Source organism: Hahella ganghwensis DSM 17046, assembly GCF_000376785.1.
In the GTDB taxonomy this organism is placed as follows: Bacteria; Pseudomonadota; Gammaproteobacteria; order Pseudomonadales; family Oleiphilaceae; genus Hahella; species Hahella ganghwensis.
In genome coordinates, this window is record NZ_AQXX01000144.1 from 90,775 (window position 1) to 110,079 (window position 19,305).

Sequence of the window (19,305 nt, forward strand, 5' to 3'; positions counted from 1 at the left end):
TAGTGTGGTAAAAAGTACCCTTTTGGGAAAGGGTAAGAAACACCCTTATAATGGTAAATATAACCATGTTGAACTCTGCATTGTTGGCTGATTTGATCACAGAGCTGCCTCAGGGGATTCGGTTACAGCGTTTGGTAGAGGCAATACGGACAGAATTTCATTGTGGAGCCGTTGCCTTGCTGAGATTGGATGGAGAAGACCTCAGGACTGAAGCGATCGTGGGGCTGGTTCATGAAACCCTGGGTAGGCGCTTTGTGATTGGCCAACATCCACGTTTGGCTGCGATTCTGGCGGATCGTAAGCCTGTGTGTTTTGATCATGACTCCGGGCTGCCTGATCCTTATGACGGATTATTGGAAAGTTGTGTCGGTGAGCCTTTGCCTGTGCATGATTGTATGGGTGTGAGCCTTTATGTGGACGGACGCCTCTGGGGGGCTTTGACACTTGATGCTCTCGAACCCGGCACTTTCAGTGCCCCTGCTCAGGAAAGCCTGGCGCGTTATACACTCTTGGTGGAAGCGGCTATTCGGGTTACTCGTCTGGAACAGGAGCATCGTAATCTCGCAATTCTGAGACAGGATGTCCGGGCCAGTGAAGCGTCTCTGCCGGATAACGATGAAATTTTGGGGCGCAGCCCGGTGATCGCCAAAATCCTTACCGAGCTGGATGTCGTGGCAGACTCTGATCTTCCCGTTCTGCTAACGGGTGAAACGGGGGTGGGCAAGGAACTATTTGCGCGCAGAGTGCACTTCCGATCACCACGAGCCAAGGCGCCGCTGGTTCATGTAAACTGTGCTGCATTGCCTGAGTCGCTCGCAGAGAGTGAGCTGTTCGGCCATATAAAGGGGGCGTTTTCCGGTGCGACAATGGGAAGGACCGGAAGAGTGGAGGCTGCCCATGGAGGAACTCTGCTTCTGGATGAAGTTGGTGAGTTGCCTCTGACTGTTCAGGCCAAGCTATTACGAACGCTGCAAAACGGTGAAATTCAGCGGCTAGGGGAGGATAAACCCAGAAAGGTGGATGTCCGAATCGTTGCGGCGACCAATCGTCACCTTCAGGATCGTGTCAGAGAAGGCAAGTTCAGAGCTGACCTTTACCATCGTCTTTCAGTGTATCCGATTCCTATTCCCCCTCTCAGAGAGAGAGGGAATGATGTACTGGTATTGGCTGGGCATTTCCTGGAGCTCAATCGTGCACGTCTTGGTCTGCGAAGCCTGCGCCTTTCCCCGGTTGCGGAGCAGGCCGTTCTGAAGTATCACTGGCCTGGAAATATCCGCGAACTCGAGCACGTTATCAGTCGTGCGGCATTAAAAGCAATCAGCCGCGGCGTTGATCGTAATGCTATCTTGACTTTGGATGCAGGGTTGCTTGATCTTGAGCAGGTTTCAATGCCGATGGAGCCAATCAAGGCATCGGGACCGGTGGCTGTTAATCCGATTGAATCCGGCCCAAACATATCTTTGCGTATGCAGGTGGAAAACTGCCAGCGAGAAGCCATTCGGCAGGCTCTGGAGCAATGCCACGATAACTGGGCCGCTGCTGCCAGAGCCTTGGAACTGGACCCCAGTAACTTACATAAACTGGCGCGGAAGTTAGGTTTAAAATAGAGTTCAATGCCAGAGGTGGCCTGAATCTGACTTTCCAGGTATATAAAGAGGTTCTAATTGGCCCTAAGAAGATCCTGGTATAGAGAATCCGCCTTCCAAGTGGTCTGATTGCCGTTTTCCGCCTGATGAACGAGCTCAATGAGCCGTTGGTTCACTGGTGCTTGTTGTCCCAGATTACTGGCGAGTCTGGTAACTTCGCCATTAATCCAGTCTATTTCTGTCTGCCGACCGGCCTGCAGGTCCTCCCACATTGATGAGCGGGCGACAGGGTCTATGGCAAGCATCCTGGAGGCCAATCTGGTAAATAGCCAATCTGGAAGCTGCATGACGTAAGGAAGCCATGGGGTAGGCACAGCTGTGAGTCGAATTGTTTTGATTCCTGCATGCTGCAGTAAGTTCAATGTTTCTTTTTGCGCCAGCGCCAGACAGCGGCGGTAATCTCGTTTGGATAACTGTTCTTTCAGGGGAATGCCGGATAAGGCATTGATCGGGTTATTGAGGTTGAGAAGTAGTTTGGACCACATGACTGATGTCATGTCTGAATGCAGTTCCAACGGTAACCCGGCTTTGCTGAACATTTCAGCAATGGTTGTCGTCAACTCATCCGTCCGTTGGATGCTTAGATGACCTTCCGTGCCTTGATGAAAGTGTCCTGGAGACTCCTGTAATACGTTAAATGGCACCATACCGGCTAGAACCGTACACAGAGGGAGTCGCTCGCGAAGACGATCAGCGTTGGATATCCCGTTTTGAAAGCTGACGACCAATGTCCCTGGTTTCAGGAGCGGGGCGAGCTGCTCGCCTGCTTCTTCCGTGGCGGCAGACTTTACTGTCACCAATACCACATCTGAGTGTTTGATAGCGGATGCACTGGTATTAAAGCACCCATCAGGCAGATTCACCTGTTGGCGATAGCCAAGATAATCAGAGATGGTCAGTGAATGCTCCTGCAGAGTCCTGCCCATCCTCTCCCGACCTACCAGTTTTACTCTGGCACCTGACGCCAGCAAACGACCACCGATATAACACCCAATACTACCGGCGCCAAAAATAGAGATTTCAGGCACTTCCGATGCTGATGGTGTCCGTTCTTGAGACTGCTTTTGGGAGGAGTGGGTATCCATTAAGCGTCAATACACTGCTATCGGCTGGTTAAACGCTTTAATGTAGCCGAATCCTGAACGCGAGATTGTCAAAAGGCTGACAATCTCGCAGGGATGAAGATCGTGAAGAGGAAATAATTACTGATCTGAATCGATCAGTGCTGCTTCGGCGGCAATTTCCACTTTCCAGCCGGGAAGAGCAAGGCCGGCAACCTTGATGCAGGCACGAACCGGGGCCGTACCTTCAGGTAACCACTCATCCCACACGGCATTAAAAGCATCGTAATCGGCCATATCGGTTAGGTAGATCGTCGCCATTAGAAGATGAGATTTACTGCTGCCGCCGTCGATCAGCATCTGTTCCATATCTTCGAGAAGACCTCGAGTCTGGCTGGTAATATCGCCGTCTTCTGTCGGGGGGATATCTACGAGTCGGAGCACGCCATTGTAGGCGACCATATCTGAAGCACGGGGGGTGACAACGTGTCGTTTAATATCGCTCATAATTAAAACTTTCTATACAGCCGGTAATACAGTTTATTCGACCTTTGGGGCGAATCGTCGCTTGCGTTTTACCACAACCGGTTTGGTCGCGGAAGAAACATCGCCTACAGGTCGGCTGCTGCGGGAAGCAGCATTACCTAATCCGGATTCAATCGCTTCCATTCCTTCGCGGATTAATCGAACCATTTTCAGGGAATCCATGCCTTTGGGGACGTGCCGGGGGGTGATTTGCTGAACCTGGCCATGTGATTCGGTAAATGCCAGGGTTAATCCGGTTTGATGTTCCGCAATACCGGAGATGCGGTCGACTGTCCATGCCTGAGACATTATTAGTCCTGCACTGTTGGGTTAATACTGTTAATTTATTAATTTTGATTTTCGGGAGCATATCGAATTGCATTAGCAAACCCAACCTAAAAGTATAGGATTCTAGGTATATTTTTTTGATCGTTTCCATCAACTTATCCACCCTGATTATTTATCAACGTTTCAAAATGTTTCATTATTGTTTCATTGTGTTCGAGTCTGTGACTAAGTGATGGATAAAGTGAAGTGACACTTCGTTTTTAGAACAATAAGTTGGGAGGAACGGGAGTGAAATTTGATAGGAAACGTGATAGGTAGTGAAAGTCTTGAGTCAATCATCATCGACGAAATTTTGTTATCCCTGTAAGAAAATCTTACAAATAAAATGAATTGTCTGTCACATTTTTTGGCTATCAAGTGATAGGTATGTTGCTGTCGGTATAAATTTTTCCGTGTAGATGTAAGTCTCTCTGTATAAGGATATAGATAAATTCTTGGTGATACAGCGGCTGTTGTTGATAAAAGAATAAGAAGGGCCCGGGCGAACCCGGGCCAAGGTCGAGAGCATCAGGTTTGGTTGTAACGATATGGACGGCCTGCTTTCTGCATCGAAGCATTGTAAGCCTTGAAAATATCGACAACCCGTTTACAGCGGGGACTGGTTTCAGCAATTTCATCCCAGAATTTATGGGCTTCCGCTTCTACAGTATCCCATTCAGCATCGGGGATTGTTGTCAGCTTCATCTTGGTTCCCTGGGTTCTCAGTTTGGCTTCACCGCCCCAGTACCAGTGTTGGCGGTAATAGTGAGAGCTGTCCATACAGAGCTTAAACAGAGACTTCAGGTGTTCGGGAAGCTCATTCCAACGTTCACTGTTGGCAAAATACGATCCGCACCAGGCGCCGGAAATATTGTTGGTCAGGAAGTAATTGGTCACATCAGCCCAGCCGACGGTGTAGTCTTCGGTGATGCCTGACCAGGCGATACCGTCCAGCTCACCTGTCTGCATCGCCACTTCGACATCTTCCCAGGGAAGTGTGACCGGGACGACGCCGAAGCGAGACAGGAACCGACCGGCCGTCGGAAAGGTAAATACCCGTTTGCCCTTCAGGTCGGCCAATCTTTTGATGGGCTCTTTGGTTGCAAAATGGCAAGGATCCCAGGCGCCAGCACTTAACCAGGTGACCCCTTCGACTTCACCATAAGCTTCAGCCCAGATTTCATTCAGTCCCCATTCGTTGAATAACACAGGAACATCGAGGCTGTAGCGGGTGGCAAATGGGAAGTAGCCTCCGAAAACTGCGACATCCACTGGCGCTGCGATGGAGTCATCATCCGACTGAACCGCATCAATTGTTCCGCGTTGCATGGCGCGGAACAGTTCTCCGGTAGGAACCAGTTGATCCGCAAAATAGAGCTCGATTTCCATCTCGCCGTTGGCGACTTTGTTGAAGGCGTCAATTGACGGTTTAATTACATGCTCAGCCAAAGCCGGTCCCGCATAGGTCTGCAGCCGCCACTTGATTTTGCTTTTGGCATGTACTGCCGGAGCGCCAATGGAGGCGACACTGGCACCGGCAATACCGGCTGCCCCAGCTTTTTTAAGAAAATCACGTCTGTTGGTCATGTTCTGGTTCCCCTTTGCATTTGTTTCGTTGAAACCCTGCCACCGGGCAAGTCTCGCCCTCCTTCAGGAGGTGTGATCCATACATCTAAGCTACGTACCGCTTGCGTCCTGTCAGGGAGTTTCCTGACAGACGGCAATTTCAACATTTCTTGTTTTTGGCAGAAGGTTTGATCGATAACCTAGAGCCGATTTAAAGAGCTGAGCTGAATTCAGGTCTGCTCTTTATTGGTCTTCCCTGGCAATTCCGCGTCCTATCGAATTCCTGTCCTTGTTGTGCTTTGTCTCAATATCCTCCATTCCCGTAATGTTGATCAGGCAGCCACATGGCGATTTCCGGGAAAATCATTACCAAAGCCAGGGCGACAGCCATGATGAGCACAAAGGGAATAATGGAAATGTAAATGTCTTTCAGGCCCACTTCAGGGGGCGCCATTGCCCGCATCAGAAATAGGTTGTAACCAAAAGGTGGCGTCATGTAGGCAATCTGACAGGTAATGGTATAAAGCACACCGTACCAGATCAGGTTAAAGCCCAGCGCATCGACTAGCGGTACATACAGGGGAGCGACGATCACCAGCATGGCGGTGTCGTCCAGAAATGTCCCCATGAGCAGGAATGACAGTTGCATCAGAATCAATACCTGCCAAGGCCCCAGACCTAACTGTTCCAGGAAAAAACCTTCGATTGCCCGAACAGCGCCCAGCCCGTCAAATACAGCACCGAAACAAAGGGCTGCCAGAATAATCCACATGAACATGCAACTGATGCCGAGTGTTTTGCGGATGGTGTCTTCCAGCACCTGCCGGGTCAGCCGCTTTTTGACAATCGCAGCACCGGTGGCCGCAATAGCGCCAACAGCGGAGCTTTCCACCAGGCTTGTAATCCCCATCAGGAACAATCCTGTCATCAGGAAGAAAATGACTAGTGGCAGAATGCCGGCATGCAGCAATTTGATTTTTTCCTTCAGAGGAATATTGCGTTCTTCTTTCGGTAAGACGGGGCCAAGCTCCGGCTGTAGGTGGCAACGAATGACAATATACACAATGAACAGACTCGCCATGAGCAAACCGGGAAAGACACCTGCCAGCCATAATTGACCGACAGGCTGGCGGGCGATCATGCCGTAGAGGACCAATACCACGCTGGGGGGAACCAAAATTCCAAGTGAACTTCCCGCCTGGATGACACCGGTGACCATAATTTTATCGTAACTTCGCTTCAGCAATTCCGGAAGTGCGATGGTCGCGCCAATGGCCATCCCCGCCACACTCAGCCCGTTCATGGCGGAAACCACCACCATCAGGACAATCGTTCCGATGGCGAGGCCGCCCCGGAGGGAACCGAACCAGACGTGGAACATTTCATAGAGATCATTGGCAATGCCGGACTCCGACAACATGAAGCCCATATAGATAAACAGGGGAAGAGTGAGCAGTGGATACCATTTCATCAGTTTCATGGCAGCGGAGAAGCCCATTTCTGAGCCCCCTGTGCCCCATAAAGCCAGGGCGGCAACAACAGCGACAGATCCGATAGCAGCGAAGACCCTTTGCCCGGTCATGAGCATCAGCATCATCGATGCGAACATCATCAGAGCAATCATTTCATAACTCATTAGAGCTCTTCTCCTCGAATTTTGGCGATATCTTTAAAGAGCATGGCGATTGCCTGAAGCAGCATCAGAAATATACCGATACAGGCAATGATCTTGATGGGCGCCATATAAGGTCGCCAGGAGGAATAGCTCCTTTCACCATACTGCAAAGCGTACTCGGTGCTGGAATAGCCACCGTACAGCAGCATGATGAGGTAAAAAATCAGGAAGAAGATGGTGAAGCAGTCGACCCAGGCCTTGGTCTTATCGGACCAGTGACCATAAAGCAGATCCATGCGGACATGGTCGCCCAACTGCATGGAATAGCCACCTCCCAAGAGGTAGTACGCCACCATAGTGAATTGAGCCAGTTCCAGGGTCCAGAGTGATGGCACAAAGAAAGTTTTTGAGATGGACGAATAGAGCAGGATACCCATCATGGCAAAAATGAGGTACATCGCAGCTCTGCCCACAACTCGGTTTACGGCATCTACGTACCGTACATAGGTTTTTATTACATTGGGCATGATGGCACTTCCGTAACTGTCCGACCCTGTTTATACAGGCGACATTCGATGGGTGTACATCTTTGTACATAAATCGTCTGTTATGTACATTTGTGTACAAAGCATAAACATGCTTAATCCCAAAGTGCAAGAAAAAATTGATTTTCCTGTCTTTCGAAAGTGACTGAAAAACGGCATTCAGGTAAAGAAAATCAGTGCGTGCCAGCGGATGCGAAAGTCAGTTCGCCAGATGCTATATCCACTTCTTTTTCTTCAGATAAATAATTTCCAATAAACACAACCCAACGAGCGTAATGGAAAACCAGAGAAACGCTTCAGGGGAATCGACACCGGGCATACCTCCAATATTGATCCCGAAGAGGCCAGTCAGAATGCCCAGGGGCAAGGCGACAGCGGCAACGATAGACAGCAGGTAAAGGTTGCGGTTAAGGCGGTCATTCATGGCGGCATTTAATTCATCTTTAATGGCCTGCGCTCTTTCCCGCACACTGTCCAGGTCTTCACAATATCGGGTCAGCCAGTCGCCTACTTCAACCAGCCGGCGGCGGCAAAAATCATTCATCCAGGATAACTGGCTTTCCCTCAGGTAGCTCACGACATCTCTTTGTGGTGTGATGTAACGCCGTAGAATCATGGCTCGTTTCCGAATGCTCAGAATTGCCTCACGAACGTTTTCGTCCTGGCTCTTCAGAACCTGTTCTTCCAGTTGATCAGTTTCTTCTGTTAAGCCAGTCACTGCTGATTGCATGTGATCGTAAAGCTCCACACAGACATCTGTCAGCCATTCACCGGCGTCTTTAGGCCCTTTCCCCTGGGAGAGGTATTCCACAATATCTTTCAATGCCTTCAGAGGGCGACGGCCAGCCGAAATAATACTGCTCCTGGTCATCCATATGCGCAGGGAGACCATATCCTCGGGTTCCGCTCCCTGATTGAGATTCACCCCTCTGAGAATGACCAGCGCAGTATTGTCGTTATCTACCAGCCTGGGGCGGGTTTCATCGGCCAACAGGGCTTCAGAGACCAGAGTATCCAGTTGCAATGTCTGCAAAAGAAAATTCTCAGCATCCGGGTGCAGTGTATTGATATGGAACCAAGTCAATTCATTGGAGGCAATCACCTCACGCAGCGATTCATGTGACCCTGGTTTCAGTTGGGAAGCTCCACCGGTTCCATCTATTTGATAACTGTATATGATTGGCGTTTCGTTCACAGTCCTGTTCCTTGTCGTCAATATGGTCTTATCAACTCATGCCTATTACTGAATCGGGAGAAAGGGTGGCTTAACGGCTCAGAGCCACTGGCTGAATAATAGCTTATGAGGTTGATGGCAACTGGTTTCATTGCAGGCCTGAAGATCCAATTGCAGTCTTACTGGTGCCTGCCGGTGTAATTTGAGCGTTAGGTTAATTTCACAGTGATCGGCGTAGATCTCCAGCGCCTCTTCACTGTTGGTTGACCAGGGAGAAGGGGGCGGATAGCGGATATCCAGGCATTCATGGTGCTGATCAGACAGGAGTTGTACTTTTGTGTTCTGTCCCTGATTATCCTGACATTGGTGACTTTGAATATGCCAACCTTCACTCATATGGATTTCCAGGCTGTATTCCCAATGACCGCTGTCCGTTTGTTCACCTCTGGAAAGCCTGGCCCAGATCTGTCCGGCGCCGGAATATTGGATTGCAGAGGGACTCGGACTCTCCACAGCCGCCAGTCCTTTAAGGAAATACGGCGCCATCAAGGGGTGTTGTCTCACTGGCAAGGCAAAGGCAGACAGGTGTTCCCGGGTGGTCGTCTGAATCAATAAATCCCCGGTTCGTTCAAACAATGCGGTCAGTACATTGAGAATCTGGGAGTTACCGCATACGGTAGCATGGTCACCAAGGCTCTTGCTCCGGACCGGAAGCGGTCCGGGGTGGGTTCTTCCGGTTGTGAAAAAGCCCCCTCCGTCCGAGTCCCAATAATGTTCCTTCACCGTGGTCAGTAGTGCCTCTGTGCGTTCCAGCCAGATATGTTCATGATTGGTGTCGTATATCTGTAAAAGCCCTTCCATCAGGTGAGCATAATCTTCGAGATAGGCAGGATCTGAACTTATTCTGTCCATACTGAGCCGCCATAGCAGTCCTTCCGGTTGACGGTGGATCTGCCAGAGTGTTTCGGCGGTATGGATTGCCGCCGTTAGCCAGGAAGGTGTATTCAGGATACGTGAGGCTTCTGCCAATGCTGCCACCATCATGCCGTTCCACTCTGTAATGACCTTGGTGTCTTTAGCGGGAGCCGGTCGATTTGCTCGGTAGTCAAGCAGGATGGCTTTAATCTGCCCCAGACGTTCAACCAGTTGCGAATACGTCATGGCTTCGCCCGAACACTTTGCCTTTGGGGATAACGATTCGGCTAGCTTATCCAGGGGGGCGGAAAGGTGAAGAATATTCCTGCCTGAGTAATTACCTGAGCGGGAAATGTCATAAACCTTGCGGACCATAGACCAATCCTTTCCGGACAACAGTTTTTTCATCTCAGCATAGGTCCAGACAAAGTATTGTCCTTCTTCCGGGCCGGACTCTCCCTGACTGTCTGCGTCAGTGGCAGAATGGAACAGACCATCTTCGGTGCGCATTTCGTTTAATGCGAAGTTGATGATCTCTGTTGCTATACGCTGGTATTCGGGATTACCGCTTAGCTGAAAGGCCTGCGTATAAACCCGGATCATCTGAGCCTGGTTGTATAGCATTTTCTCAAAATGAGGTATCTGCCAGGCATTGTCCACCGCATAGCGGTGAAAACCTCCGCCGACGTGATCATAGATGCCACCCTGAAGCATATTATCCAGGGTCTTGCTGACTAGTTCCCACTCTGGTATGCGTGTTAAAGGGCGATCGTCCCGGGCTATTTGGTCAAGTAGAAAGAGCAGATTGGGCTCCTGTGGAAACTTCGGGGCCGTACCAAAGCCTCCATGCCTTTTGTCTGTCATTTGCAATAACCGGCTGCGGGCTGCTTCAATCAGGTCATGGCCGGGTAGAGTTGTGGAAACCGGGGGAGAAAGATGTTGTTGGATGGCCTGCTGGAGTCTGTCTCCCTGTTCGATGAGGTTGTCCTGCTCTGTCGACCATAGATGGCTGATCTGTTTGAGCAATCGGATGAATTGAGGTTTGGTGAAGTAAGTGGCTCCAAAAAATGGATGTCCTCGGGGAGTGAGAAACACCGACATGGGCCAACCACCCTGTCCGCTGATAATCTGGATGGCGGTCATATAGATTTCATCTAGATCCGGGCGTTGTTCCCGATCAACCTTTACCGGGACAAAATGTCGGTTCAGGAGTTCTGCCACTTCCAGGTCGTCAAAACTTTCTTCCTCCATGACGTGGCACCAGTGGCAGGTGCTATAGCCTATGGACAGAAATACAGGAAGCCCGCAACTTTCAGCCTGTTGCAGAGTTTCTTCGTTCCAGGAACGCCAGTTAACAGGATTATGGGCGTGTTGCAAAAGGTATGGAGACTGTTCGTGGATCAGATGATTGATAAAACGAGGCTGGCCGTCCTGATCCAGATGACGGGTGCGAACATTGTACAGCTCTTGTTTTGAACGCTGGATCTCCCGGAGATTTTCCATAACGGTCTCTTGAAAGCCATGTGTCCTCTCCATGGTGCCACGAAATTTATTCTGTCGCCCGTCAATTATTTTCGATTGCAATTAATCCTAACAAATTCCAGGTTCGTAAGTGTTGGCATCTAAGGTGAAAATCTTAAAGCCTGCAGGGAAGAATCGATATCTTGAGTGGATCAGAACATATGGAACACAGGTTCGGGCGTTTACCGCGGCAGAGCATGATCTTTGATTTTGATGGCGGCCTAAAGGTGACGGAATATTCGAAAGTACAGAAATTATCCCTCTGGTATGGATATTTTGGTCTGATACCATTTGTGGGGCTTTCTCTGGTGATTGCCATCGGCATATTCAATACCGGACAGGTTCGCTGGCTTTATGATTCCTATAGTGCCTTGGTGCTTTCTTTCATGGCGGGGGTTTATTGGCCCATGGCGATGAAAGAGCATGGGCCTGCCTGCCCGGCCAGATTAATGCGCGCGAGTATTCTGATGTCGTTGTGGGCCTGGTTTACCCTGATGATACCTGAAGTTTGCCGGCCTGTGGCATTCAGTGCAGGGTTTGCGGTTCTGTTCGGAATTGATCGGTTTGTCCTGGAGGATTTGTGGCCCTGGGACTATCTGAAAATGCGTATGCATCTGACTGTTGTTGTCATTGCCAGCCAGATTCTGGTGGCAATGTTCAACTGAGTGCCTCTGTGCCCTAAGTGAAACTTCCTAACCTCAGTGATGTAGTACAGAATTCAGCCATTGCTGCAATTGTGGGAGAGGTAGAGCACCTGATTGGAAAGCCAGCGGTTTCCCTCCCTGAAACAGTATTAATGTCGGAATACTGCGAATCTGGTATTGCTGAGCTAACTGGGGCCATTGCTCAGTGTTGACCTTGACACAGCGAATCTGGGGCTCAAGAATCTGAGCAGCCTGAACAAAGACCGGGGCAAATGCCTTGCATGGCCCGCACCAGGGGGCCCAGAAATCCACCAGGACTGGAATATCATTTTGTAGATGCTGGTGAAAGTTATTGGCGGTAAGCTCGATCACCTGGTGATTGAAAAGTAACTGTTTACAGCGACCGCAACGCCCACCCGCAGAAAGTTTGTGGGCGGGAACCCTGTTTTTGCCGTCGCAGTGGCCGCACACGATGTACAGTGGCTTTGCCTCTGTGTGAGATTTATGAACAGAATTTTCACTCATACCCGTATGACCTGCAGTAGAACCTTATCAATTTGGAAGCTAAGGTCCCCATGACTTCCCAGAATGGCGGTATTGCATGGCGTGTCTTAAGCAATGCCGATTATTTTTTTAAATGGGGGAAGGCGAAGGGGCTTTCAAGGCCATGATTCCGCTGGTATACCATTCTTGCTACAGCCCTGAGTTTTCTCAAGATCACCGGTTTCCCATGGAAAAGTTTGGATTGCTGGCAGATTTCCTGAAGGACCGTGCGCTACTGACATCGAAGAATCAGTTTGTCCCTGAGCCTGCAACGGAATATGAGATTATCATGGCGCATTGTCCTGATTATGTCCGGGAGTTCAAAAACAACAGGTTATCTGACAAAGCCATGAGGCGGATCGGTATCCCCTGGTCAGAAGGGGTCATGAGGCGAACCTTTACTGCCGTAGGCGGTACCCTGATGACTTCACGTCTGGCTTTGAAGTATGGTCTGGCGGCTCATTTGGCTGGAGGGACTCATCATGCCCATGAGGACTTTGGCAGTGGATTCTGCATCTTCAATGACTTGGCAGTAGTGTCCAGAATTCTGGTAGCCGAGGGCCTTGCTGAGCGCGTTCTGATTATCGATTGTGATGTTCACCAGGGTGACGGAACCGCCAGTATTCTTGCACAGGACGACAGTATCTTTTCATGTTCATTTCATTGTCGTGAGAACTTCCCTCATCGCAAGGCGCAAAGCGATTTTGATATTGAATTGACTCGGGGGGACGGTGGCGAGGCTTACTTCAAAGCCCTTGAGACCCATCTGCCCTATATTCTCAGCATTTCTCAGCCAGACTTTATTCTCTACGATGCCGGTGCCGATGTTCACCAGGATGATGTGTTGGGCTATCTCAACCTGACTGATGGGGATATGGCACAGCGCGACGAATACATTATACGTCTGGCTTTGGATCAGGGTATTCCCCTGGCCTGTGTCATCGGAGGTGGCTATTCGCGTGACCGCAAGGCACTGGCTGCCCGCCATGGGATTGTGCATCAGGTGGCTGCCCGTTTATTCGCAGAATATGATTTCTAGCGGGCTTTACAATTGACGCACCGGTGACTTTACTTAGTGAATATTGGGGATTGGGAAACTATTTTACGGGGAGGTCGTATAAATCCCTGTCATACATGGAACTTTCCAGCCATAAATGTGAATGAAGAGTAGACATTTCCTGGACAGATCAATGGAGTCATGCAAAGCGTTCAGTTCTTTTCGATATTTTAATATGTCTCTTAAGGGGAGAGAGGCATATGCAGTGTTTCGGTAGCGGGAAAACCGGCGGAGGTATGCGGGAGATATCTCGTCTATGGCTCAGTCTTGGCACCATTGCCTTGCTGATGCTTCTATCTGTCTCTGTTCGTGCTGAAATGAGTGTTGTGATTGCTGTATCTAAAACCCCATTGTCTGCCCCTTTTTACGTTGCTGAACGTGAAGGATTTTTCAAGGCTGAAGGTCTTAATGTTGAAGTCAGGGAGTGCCTTGGAGGGCATCGTTGCATGAAGGAACTGCTGGAAGGCCGTGCGGATTTTGCCACGTGTTCTGATATGGTGATTACCCAACAGGCGGCGTTGGAGAAGTCTTTTTACGTGCTATCCACCTTTGTGACTTCGGCAGACGATACCCAGATTGTTGTACGCAGGGGAGCGGGAATTGAGAATCCCTCAGATATGGTCTCAAAACGCATTGGGTATGTGAAAGGCTCGGCGAGTCACTACTTCGCAGATATTTTTCTGTTGCTCGGTGGTGCTGACCCTCAAAATAATACCTTTGTGGAACTTCAACCGGAGCAAATGCCCGATGCGCTTTATAAAGGTGAAGTGGATGTCATTGCTATCTGGCAGCCGTGGTCTTATCTGGCACTGAAGAAATCCGGAAATAACGCTTTTGTGATGAATGAACTGAAGCCCTATACCGTAACCTTTAATCTTATCGGCCAGGTTAATCTGATAGATAATAATCCTCAGCTGGCTGTTCGCCTGTTACGTTCTCTGGTGCGTGCGGAGCAATTTATTTTGCAGGACGGGGAGTTTGTAAAAGAGATTGTGGAAGAGCATACGGGTATGAATGGAAAAGTTCTGGATGCTATCTGGCCAAGTTATCAGTTTCACGTGTCTCTAACCCAGCAATTTCTGCTGACACTGCAGAATGAGTATTACTGGTTGAAACAGCAGGATCCGCATGGTCAGAAGTATAAAAAAGACGCCCTGGACTTTAGGGACTATGTTATGCCTGAGCTCTTACAGCAACTGGATATCACCAGAGTGCATTTGAATCAGCCCCCTGAATAAAAAGAGGCCCAGCCCTGTGGTTCGAGTCTGAAACAGGTCCTGCTAAGCCCAATCTAACTGTCATCATATTTTCATACAATTTTAATTCTGTCCTTTCAAACTTGCGGCGGGTGTCTCGGCTGACACGGAGGATGCTCGTTATGATATGTCTCCTTTTTAGAGAGCATCTGAAAACATAGGTGACGCCGCCCTGGTAGTGCTGGTGTTTTTTCAGAGTCTCCTTAGAAGACAAGTTTTATACCTCCCTCCCTACCAGGTGGAACAAGACTTGCCTGATCAGGGATCAACCAAAAAACAAGGACTGGAAAATGATAAATCTCAGCAAACACAAGTTGAGTGCCGCCATTGCAGGAATTTTGGCTTTACAGCCCCTGGTGGTCAGTGCCGCGACGGATCTCTATTTCTCTGAATATGTTGAAGGCAGCAGCAATAATAAGGCGCTTGAACTTTACAATAACACTGGCGCGGAAGTTGATCTGAGTGCTTATGAGATTCAGTTTTATTTCAATGGCAGCAGTACCCCCGGTGCGACATTAAACCTCACGGGTGTTGTCCCGGATGGTGAAGTGTTTGTGGTGGCCAACAGTAATGCGGTGGCCGATATCCTTGATGTTGCAGACTTCACCAGCAGCGTGGGATTTTTCAATGGAGATGATGCGATCACATTGCTGAACGGCGGTGTGGTAGTGGATGTGATTGGTCAGATCGGTGTCGATCCCGGCAGTGAATGGGGAGCGGGTGATACCAGTACCCAGAATAACACGTTGCGCCGCCAGGCAGCTGTGGCGGATGGTGATACTGATCCCTATGATACCTTTGATCCGGCCAGCCAGTGGGTAGGTTTTGCCAATGACAGCTTTGACAATCTCGGTTCCTATTCCAGTGATCCGGATGACGGGGGCGGTGATGATGGAGATGCGTCGGCCGGTATCTGTGGTGATACCGCGACATTGATCAGCGTCGTGCAGGGAACTGAGAATACCAGTCCTATTGTCGGTGATGAGGTGATTGTCGAAGGGGTTGTGACAGGGCAGAGAGACGGTGGTTTCTTTATTCAGGAGGAACTAAAGGATGAAGATGGTAATGCTGCATCCTCTGAAGGGATTTTCGTGCTAAGCAATGACACGGCGGAATCCGGTCATAAGGTTCGGGTATTGGGTACCGTGACAGAATCATACGGCCTTACGGAAATTGCCTCGGTTCAGGATGTTGTCGATTGCGGTACCGGTGAAGCTGTGACCCAGGTTCAGATTGCCTTTCCCCTGTCTGAGGGACAGACATTGGAGCCTTATGAAGGGATGGTGGTGTCGGTCAATGACCTGCGGGTGACGAATATCAACAATCTCTGGCGTTATGGTGAAATCGGTCTGAGCCATGCCCTGAAAGTTCAGCCGACAGAGCTCTTTGCACCGGGCACAGAAGGATATGAGCGAGTCATAGAAGAAAACAACCGTAACGTCATCTATGTGGAAGATAACAGTGGGTCTTCTTATCCGGAGCGGATCAGTTATTACCCTGGTTTCAGCTATGCCAATCCTATTCGTATCAATGATCTGGTCAGTGCTTCAGGCCCGCTGAACTTTTCATACGGGCTGTACCGAATAAATCCGCAAAACGATATCGTGGTCCTTAACGACCGTGAGTCTGCACCAGATCTGATGCCGGGTAATTTGAGCATTGCCAGCTTTAATGTGCTTAATTACTTCAATGGTCAGCCGACCGCCGATGGTGGTGTGACCTTTGACTACCCGGAAAATCGTGGTGCCGAGAATCAGGAAGAGTTTGATCTGCAGAAGGCCAGAATTGTAGAGGCCTTGATTCGGCTGGATTCTGACATTGTAGGCCTGATGGAAATTGAAAATGATGGATTTGACAATGTCAGTGCTATTCAGTCTCTGGTGGATGCTCTGAACATCAATATGTCCGAAGACGATGCCTATAGCTTTATTGCGACAGCTGATGCTTCTCCGGTAGGTTCCGATGCCATTGCGGTTGGACTGATCTATCGCTCAAGCGTGGTCACACCTACAGGTAATGCCGCCAAGATACCGATGCCGATACAGGATTTGGGAAATGGTGAGACGCAGAAAATGCGTACGGCGCTGTTACAGTCCTTCAGGCATATTGAGACCGGACAGGAAGTGGCTGTGGTGGTTAACCATCTCAAATCCAAAGGGTCAAAGTGTTTTGAAGATCTGAACTCTCCTTCTCAGATAGATTCTGCCCAGGGAAGTTGTAATGCCTTACGTGTGTCGGCGGCGGTCACGCTCGGAAATGCGCTGGCAGAAGCTGATTTACCGGAAAGAGTCATGATTCTGGGAGATCTGAATTCCTACAGTGCAGAAGATCCCATTGCGGTTCTGACCGACTATGATCCAGCTGAGCGGGGATATACGATTAAAACCGCTGTTAACACGGACGCGGACAAAGGAACCTCGGTGGAAGTGACTGAGACTTTCGGTTACGTCAATGTTGCCGAAGCGTTTGACCCAGAAGGTTTCTCCTACTGGTACTATGACAGTGGCCAGATTGGCAGCCTGGATCACATACTGGTCAACACGGCACTGCTGGAAGATGTCATTGATGCAACCCACTGGAACATTAATGCCCCGGAAGCCTATCAACTGCAATATGATCAGGCATTAACCCACTACCGTGATGAAGACGGCTACGCGTTCACTGATATTGGCCCGTTCCGCAGCTCTGATCACGACCCGTTCATTGTGTCCTTTAACCTGCCGATGACAGCTGCACCAGGTGACTTCAATCGGGATGGGAAGATCGATATATACGATCTGCTGGCGCTGTTCAAACAGCTCTTCCAAAAGGTAACGGACGAGAATCGTCAGTATGATCTGAACGGAGACTGCCGGATCAACGTGTGGGATTTGATGGCTTTCCTGAGACTCTTGTAGTACCCACCTCGTGCTACATATGGGGCCTTAGGGGCCCCTTTTTTGTGCACAAAAGACGCTGTGGTTATTCAGTCGAGGCTTCTGTTGTATCGTCACTATTCAGGCCGTAGTGCGACATAATCAGGCTATAGGCTGACGATTCCCGAAATACCTTGATGGCCTGATTGATCTTGTCCACATCCTCTGCAGTCGTGGACTTCTTGCTGAGAAGAAAATGTACCAGATCTCTGTTCAGTACATGCTCGTGAATGGCAACCTGATCCGCAATGTCCAGTTCGTTGGCAATAAAACTCAGGCTGACTTTATCCCCAACCACCAGATCGACCCGGTAATTGAGCAATAAGGGTAACAGGGCCTGATTGTCTTTCAGTAACACCAGTTGGTTTTTCCGGGAGAGTTGTTTCTGATCCTGGGCTTTATACTCCGCGCCGTAGTAGGCCCCAATCACCGCACCCAGGATCAGTTGATAGTTGTTCAGCAACTGGTCCAGGGTTTTGGCAGGGAAGTAGCCTGCCTGGTCCTGCCGGATAAACAGCACCATGGTTTCATCGCGATAACTGGCCGTGAAACGTCCGTATTTCTCCCGCTCTGGTGTAATGGAAGCGCCTGCGACCATATCGAGGCGCCCGTTTTCCAGTTCCAGCAACGCACGCTTGGAGGGCATCTGAACAAACTCATAGTCGCATCCAGCTGTTTCCAGAATGGCTTTCACCAGTTCATGATCAAGTCCGGCCATGTCACCCTTGTCATTAATGTACATGTAGGGACGCCAGTTGGTCTGGTTCACAATGATTGTCTTGGAGCATGCGGCAACGATCGTGGAACAGGTAAGGAAAAGGCAGAAAAGCACGGCTTTGGCTGAGAAGGCTGGAAGTCGCAACATGGTGTTGTCCTCCATGGTTGGGGAGCCTTGAAAAAGCTAATCACGCTGCCGGAGCAGTATTATTAGTCGGCTCTGGGTGCCTGTATACACTCTTTAAGACGATTCCCTGACTTCATCATTTGTCTATTAACCTGCCACTAACTGCCAGTGGAGTACAAGCAAGTCCGTCAGAAAAATAAGCCGTAGGCGCTTATCTGGTTAAACGGCAATCTTTTTAACAATCCACTTCCATGTATCGGCGGCTGCGCAGAGGGGACGACACTCTATCTGCCGTCTCATTGCAAGAATTGCGACCAGTTGTCTTACTTCAATAATAGACGATATTCCTATGGGGGGAAGGTTGCCATTGGTTTAATGGCCAATATGTTTTCTGTCTGGTTGCTCCTGGGGATATTCCATTATCCCCGGAATGGTTTGCAGAGTGCCTGGGTTGGCAAGCTTGGAATAGCTGCCCGATACTCTCCTGATTAGTAAGCTACGCCAATTCGCTCCATGGCATGGGCATCTGCTTCGATTTTGTCCAGCATTGCTGCAGCATAGTCCTGGACTGAAATCCGACTGTGACCTTCATTATCCATCAGCAAAGTGTCCTTGCCAGTGCGGTATTTTCCGGTTTTTTGGCCAGGGAATATTTCGGCGGCCGGGCTGACAAAAGTCCAACTGACCTGGCTTTGACTGTTTCGGAATATCTCAAGAGCTTTAGATTGAGCATGCGCCTCTTCTTTATAAGCGTCGGGAAACGCTGGCGTATTCAGTAGAGTGGTGTCCGAGGCGACCAGCAGGCTGCCTGCGCCGCCTACCCAAAACAGGCGTTTTACCCCAATTCCGGGAAGTTCCTGTAATAATTTTTTTGCGGTGTCTGGTGTGATCTCATGCTGGCCAGATGCTCGCCCACCGATACTGGCAACAACCACATCGGTATCAAGGCGTTCTGTTCCCAGTATCGGGGTGTTGGTCAGATTAACTTCTTTACCTCTGATTCTTGCATGAACAGGCAATCTGGCAGTGTCCCTGACCAGGGCGATGACTTCATGGCCGCGCTCGATGGCTTCCTGAACAATGGTCCCACCAATCCAGCCTGTTGCACCTAATACTGCGATCCTCATCACTAATCTCCACATTTTGATTGA

General features: G+C 49.7%; 16 protein-coding genes. 5 read left to right on the forward strand and 11 right to left on the reverse strand.

Annotation, left to right across the window (positions count from 1 at the left end; genetic code table 11):
* Nucleotides 1-65 precede the first annotated feature (65 nt).
* A complete protein-coding gene (gene norR, locus F566_RS0130370) occupies nt 66-1,607 on the forward strand; it encodes a nitric oxide reductase transcriptional regulator NorR (RefSeq protein WP_020410833.1) in 1,542 nt (513 codons plus the stop codon).
* Between the two features lie 53 nt (nt 1,608-1,660).
* Here the strand turns inward: norR and F566_RS0130375 are convergent, their stop codons facing one another.
* The 8 genes from F566_RS0130375 to F566_RS0130410 all read right to left on the reverse strand — a co-directional run bounded on the left by F566_RS0130375 (nt 1,661) and on the right by F566_RS0130410 (nt 10,877).
* A complete protein-coding gene (locus tag F566_RS0130375) occupies nt 1,661-2,731 on the reverse strand; it encodes a 2-dehydropantoate 2-reductase (protein ID WP_020410834.1) in 1,071 nt (356 codons plus the stop codon).
* Nucleotides 2,732-2,848: 117 nt separating this feature from the next.
* A complete protein-coding gene (locus F566_RS0130380) occupies nt 2,849-3,214 on the reverse strand; it encodes a RidA family protein (RefSeq protein ID WP_020410835.1) in 366 nt (121 codons plus the stop codon).
* A 33-nt stretch (nt 3,215-3,247) separates the two neighbouring features.
* Complete coding sequence (locus F566_RS0130385) at nt 3,248-3,541, reverse strand: hypothetical protein (RefSeq protein ID WP_020410836.1); 294 nt, start codon at nt 3,539-3,541, stop codon at nt 3,248-3,250.
* Between the two features lie 546 nt (nt 3,542-4,087).
* Complete coding sequence (locus F566_RS0130390; RefSeq protein WP_020410837.1) at nt 4,088-5,146, reverse strand: TRAP transporter substrate-binding protein; 1,059 nt, start codon at nt 5,144-5,146, stop codon at nt 4,088-4,090.
* A 283-nt stretch (nt 5,147-5,429) separates the two neighbouring features.
* Complete coding sequence (locus F566_RS0130395) at nt 5,430-6,761, reverse strand: TRAP transporter large permease (protein WP_020410838.1); 1,332 nt, start codon at nt 6,759-6,761, stop codon at nt 5,430-5,432.
* Nucleotides 6,761-7,267 carry a TRAP transporter small permease subunit gene (locus F566_RS0130400; protein ID WP_020410839.1) on the reverse strand — a complete coding sequence of 169 codons (507 nt, stop codon included), beginning with the start codon at nt 7,265-7,267 and terminating at the stop codon, nt 6,761-6,763. Before F566_RS0130400 ends, F566_RS0130395 begins: the two co-directional genes overlap by 1 nt.
* Before the next feature lie 232 nt (nt 7,268-7,499).
* Nucleotides 7,500-8,480: a zinc transporter ZntB gene (locus F566_RS0130405; RefSeq protein ID WP_020410840.1), complete on the reverse strand. Its 981-nt coding sequence runs from the start codon at nt 8,478-8,480 to the stop codon at nt 7,500-7,502.
* A gap of 78 nt (nt 8,481-8,558) precedes the next feature.
* The gene (locus F566_RS0130410) at nt 8,559-10,877 is read right to left on the reverse strand and encodes a thioredoxin domain-containing protein (RefSeq protein WP_020410841.1); all 2,319 of its coding nucleotides are present in this window, start codon (nt 10,875-10,877) and stop codon (nt 8,559-8,561) included.
* A gap of 179 nt (nt 10,878-11,056) precedes the next feature.
* Between F566_RS0130410 and F566_RS35940 the strand changes: the two genes are divergently transcribed.
* Nucleotides 11,057-11,560 carry a DUF3429 domain-containing protein gene (locus F566_RS35940; RefSeq protein ID WP_026180433.1) on the forward strand — a complete coding sequence of 168 codons (504 nt, stop codon included), beginning with the start codon at nt 11,057-11,059 and terminating at the stop codon, nt 11,558-11,560.
* A gap of 33 nt (nt 11,561-11,593) precedes the next feature.
* Here the strand turns inward: F566_RS35940 and trxC are convergent, their stop codons facing one another.
* On the reverse strand, nt 11,594-12,064 hold the full coding sequence (gene trxC / locus F566_RS0130420; RefSeq protein WP_020410843.1) for a thioredoxin TrxC: 471 nt from the start codon (nt 12,062-12,064) through the stop codon (nt 11,594-11,596).
* Between the two features lie 142 nt (nt 12,065-12,206).
* Here trxC and F566_RS0130425 point away from each other — a divergent pair, with 142 nt between their 5' ends.
* The 3 genes from F566_RS0130425 (at nt 12,207) to F566_RS0130435 (ending at nt 17,292) form a co-directional block, all read left to right on the forward strand.
* On the forward strand, nt 12,207-13,121 hold the full coding sequence (locus F566_RS0130425) for a histone deacetylase family protein (RefSeq protein ID WP_033417113.1): 915 nt from the start codon (nt 12,207-12,209) through the stop codon (nt 13,119-13,121).
* Between the two features lie 218 nt (nt 13,122-13,339).
* Nucleotides 13,340-14,377, forward strand: coding sequence for an ABC transporter substrate-binding protein (locus F566_RS0130430; protein ID WP_020410845.1), 1,038 nt, complete (start codon nt 13,340-13,342; stop codon nt 14,375-14,377).
* A 308-nt stretch (nt 14,378-14,685) separates the two neighbouring features.
* Entirely contained in the window at nt 14,686-17,292 is a 2,607-nt protein-coding gene (locus tag F566_RS0130435) for an ExeM/NucH family extracellular endonuclease (RefSeq protein WP_020410846.1), read from the forward strand.
* A 64-nt stretch (nt 17,293-17,356) separates the two neighbouring features.
* Here the strand turns inward: F566_RS0130435 and F566_RS0130440 are convergent, their stop codons facing one another.
* Nucleotides 17,357-18,175 (reverse strand): substrate-binding periplasmic protein, encoded by an 819-nt coding sequence (locus F566_RS0130440; protein ID WP_245555335.1) that lies wholly within the window; start codon nt 18,173-18,175, stop codon nt 17,357-17,359.
* A gap of 467 nt (nt 18,176-18,642) precedes the next feature.
* A complete protein-coding gene (locus tag F566_RS0130445) occupies nt 18,643-19,281 on the reverse strand; it encodes an NAD(P)-dependent oxidoreductase (protein ID WP_020410848.1) in 639 nt (212 codons plus the stop codon).
* Nucleotides 19,282-19,305: the final 24 nt, after the last annotated feature.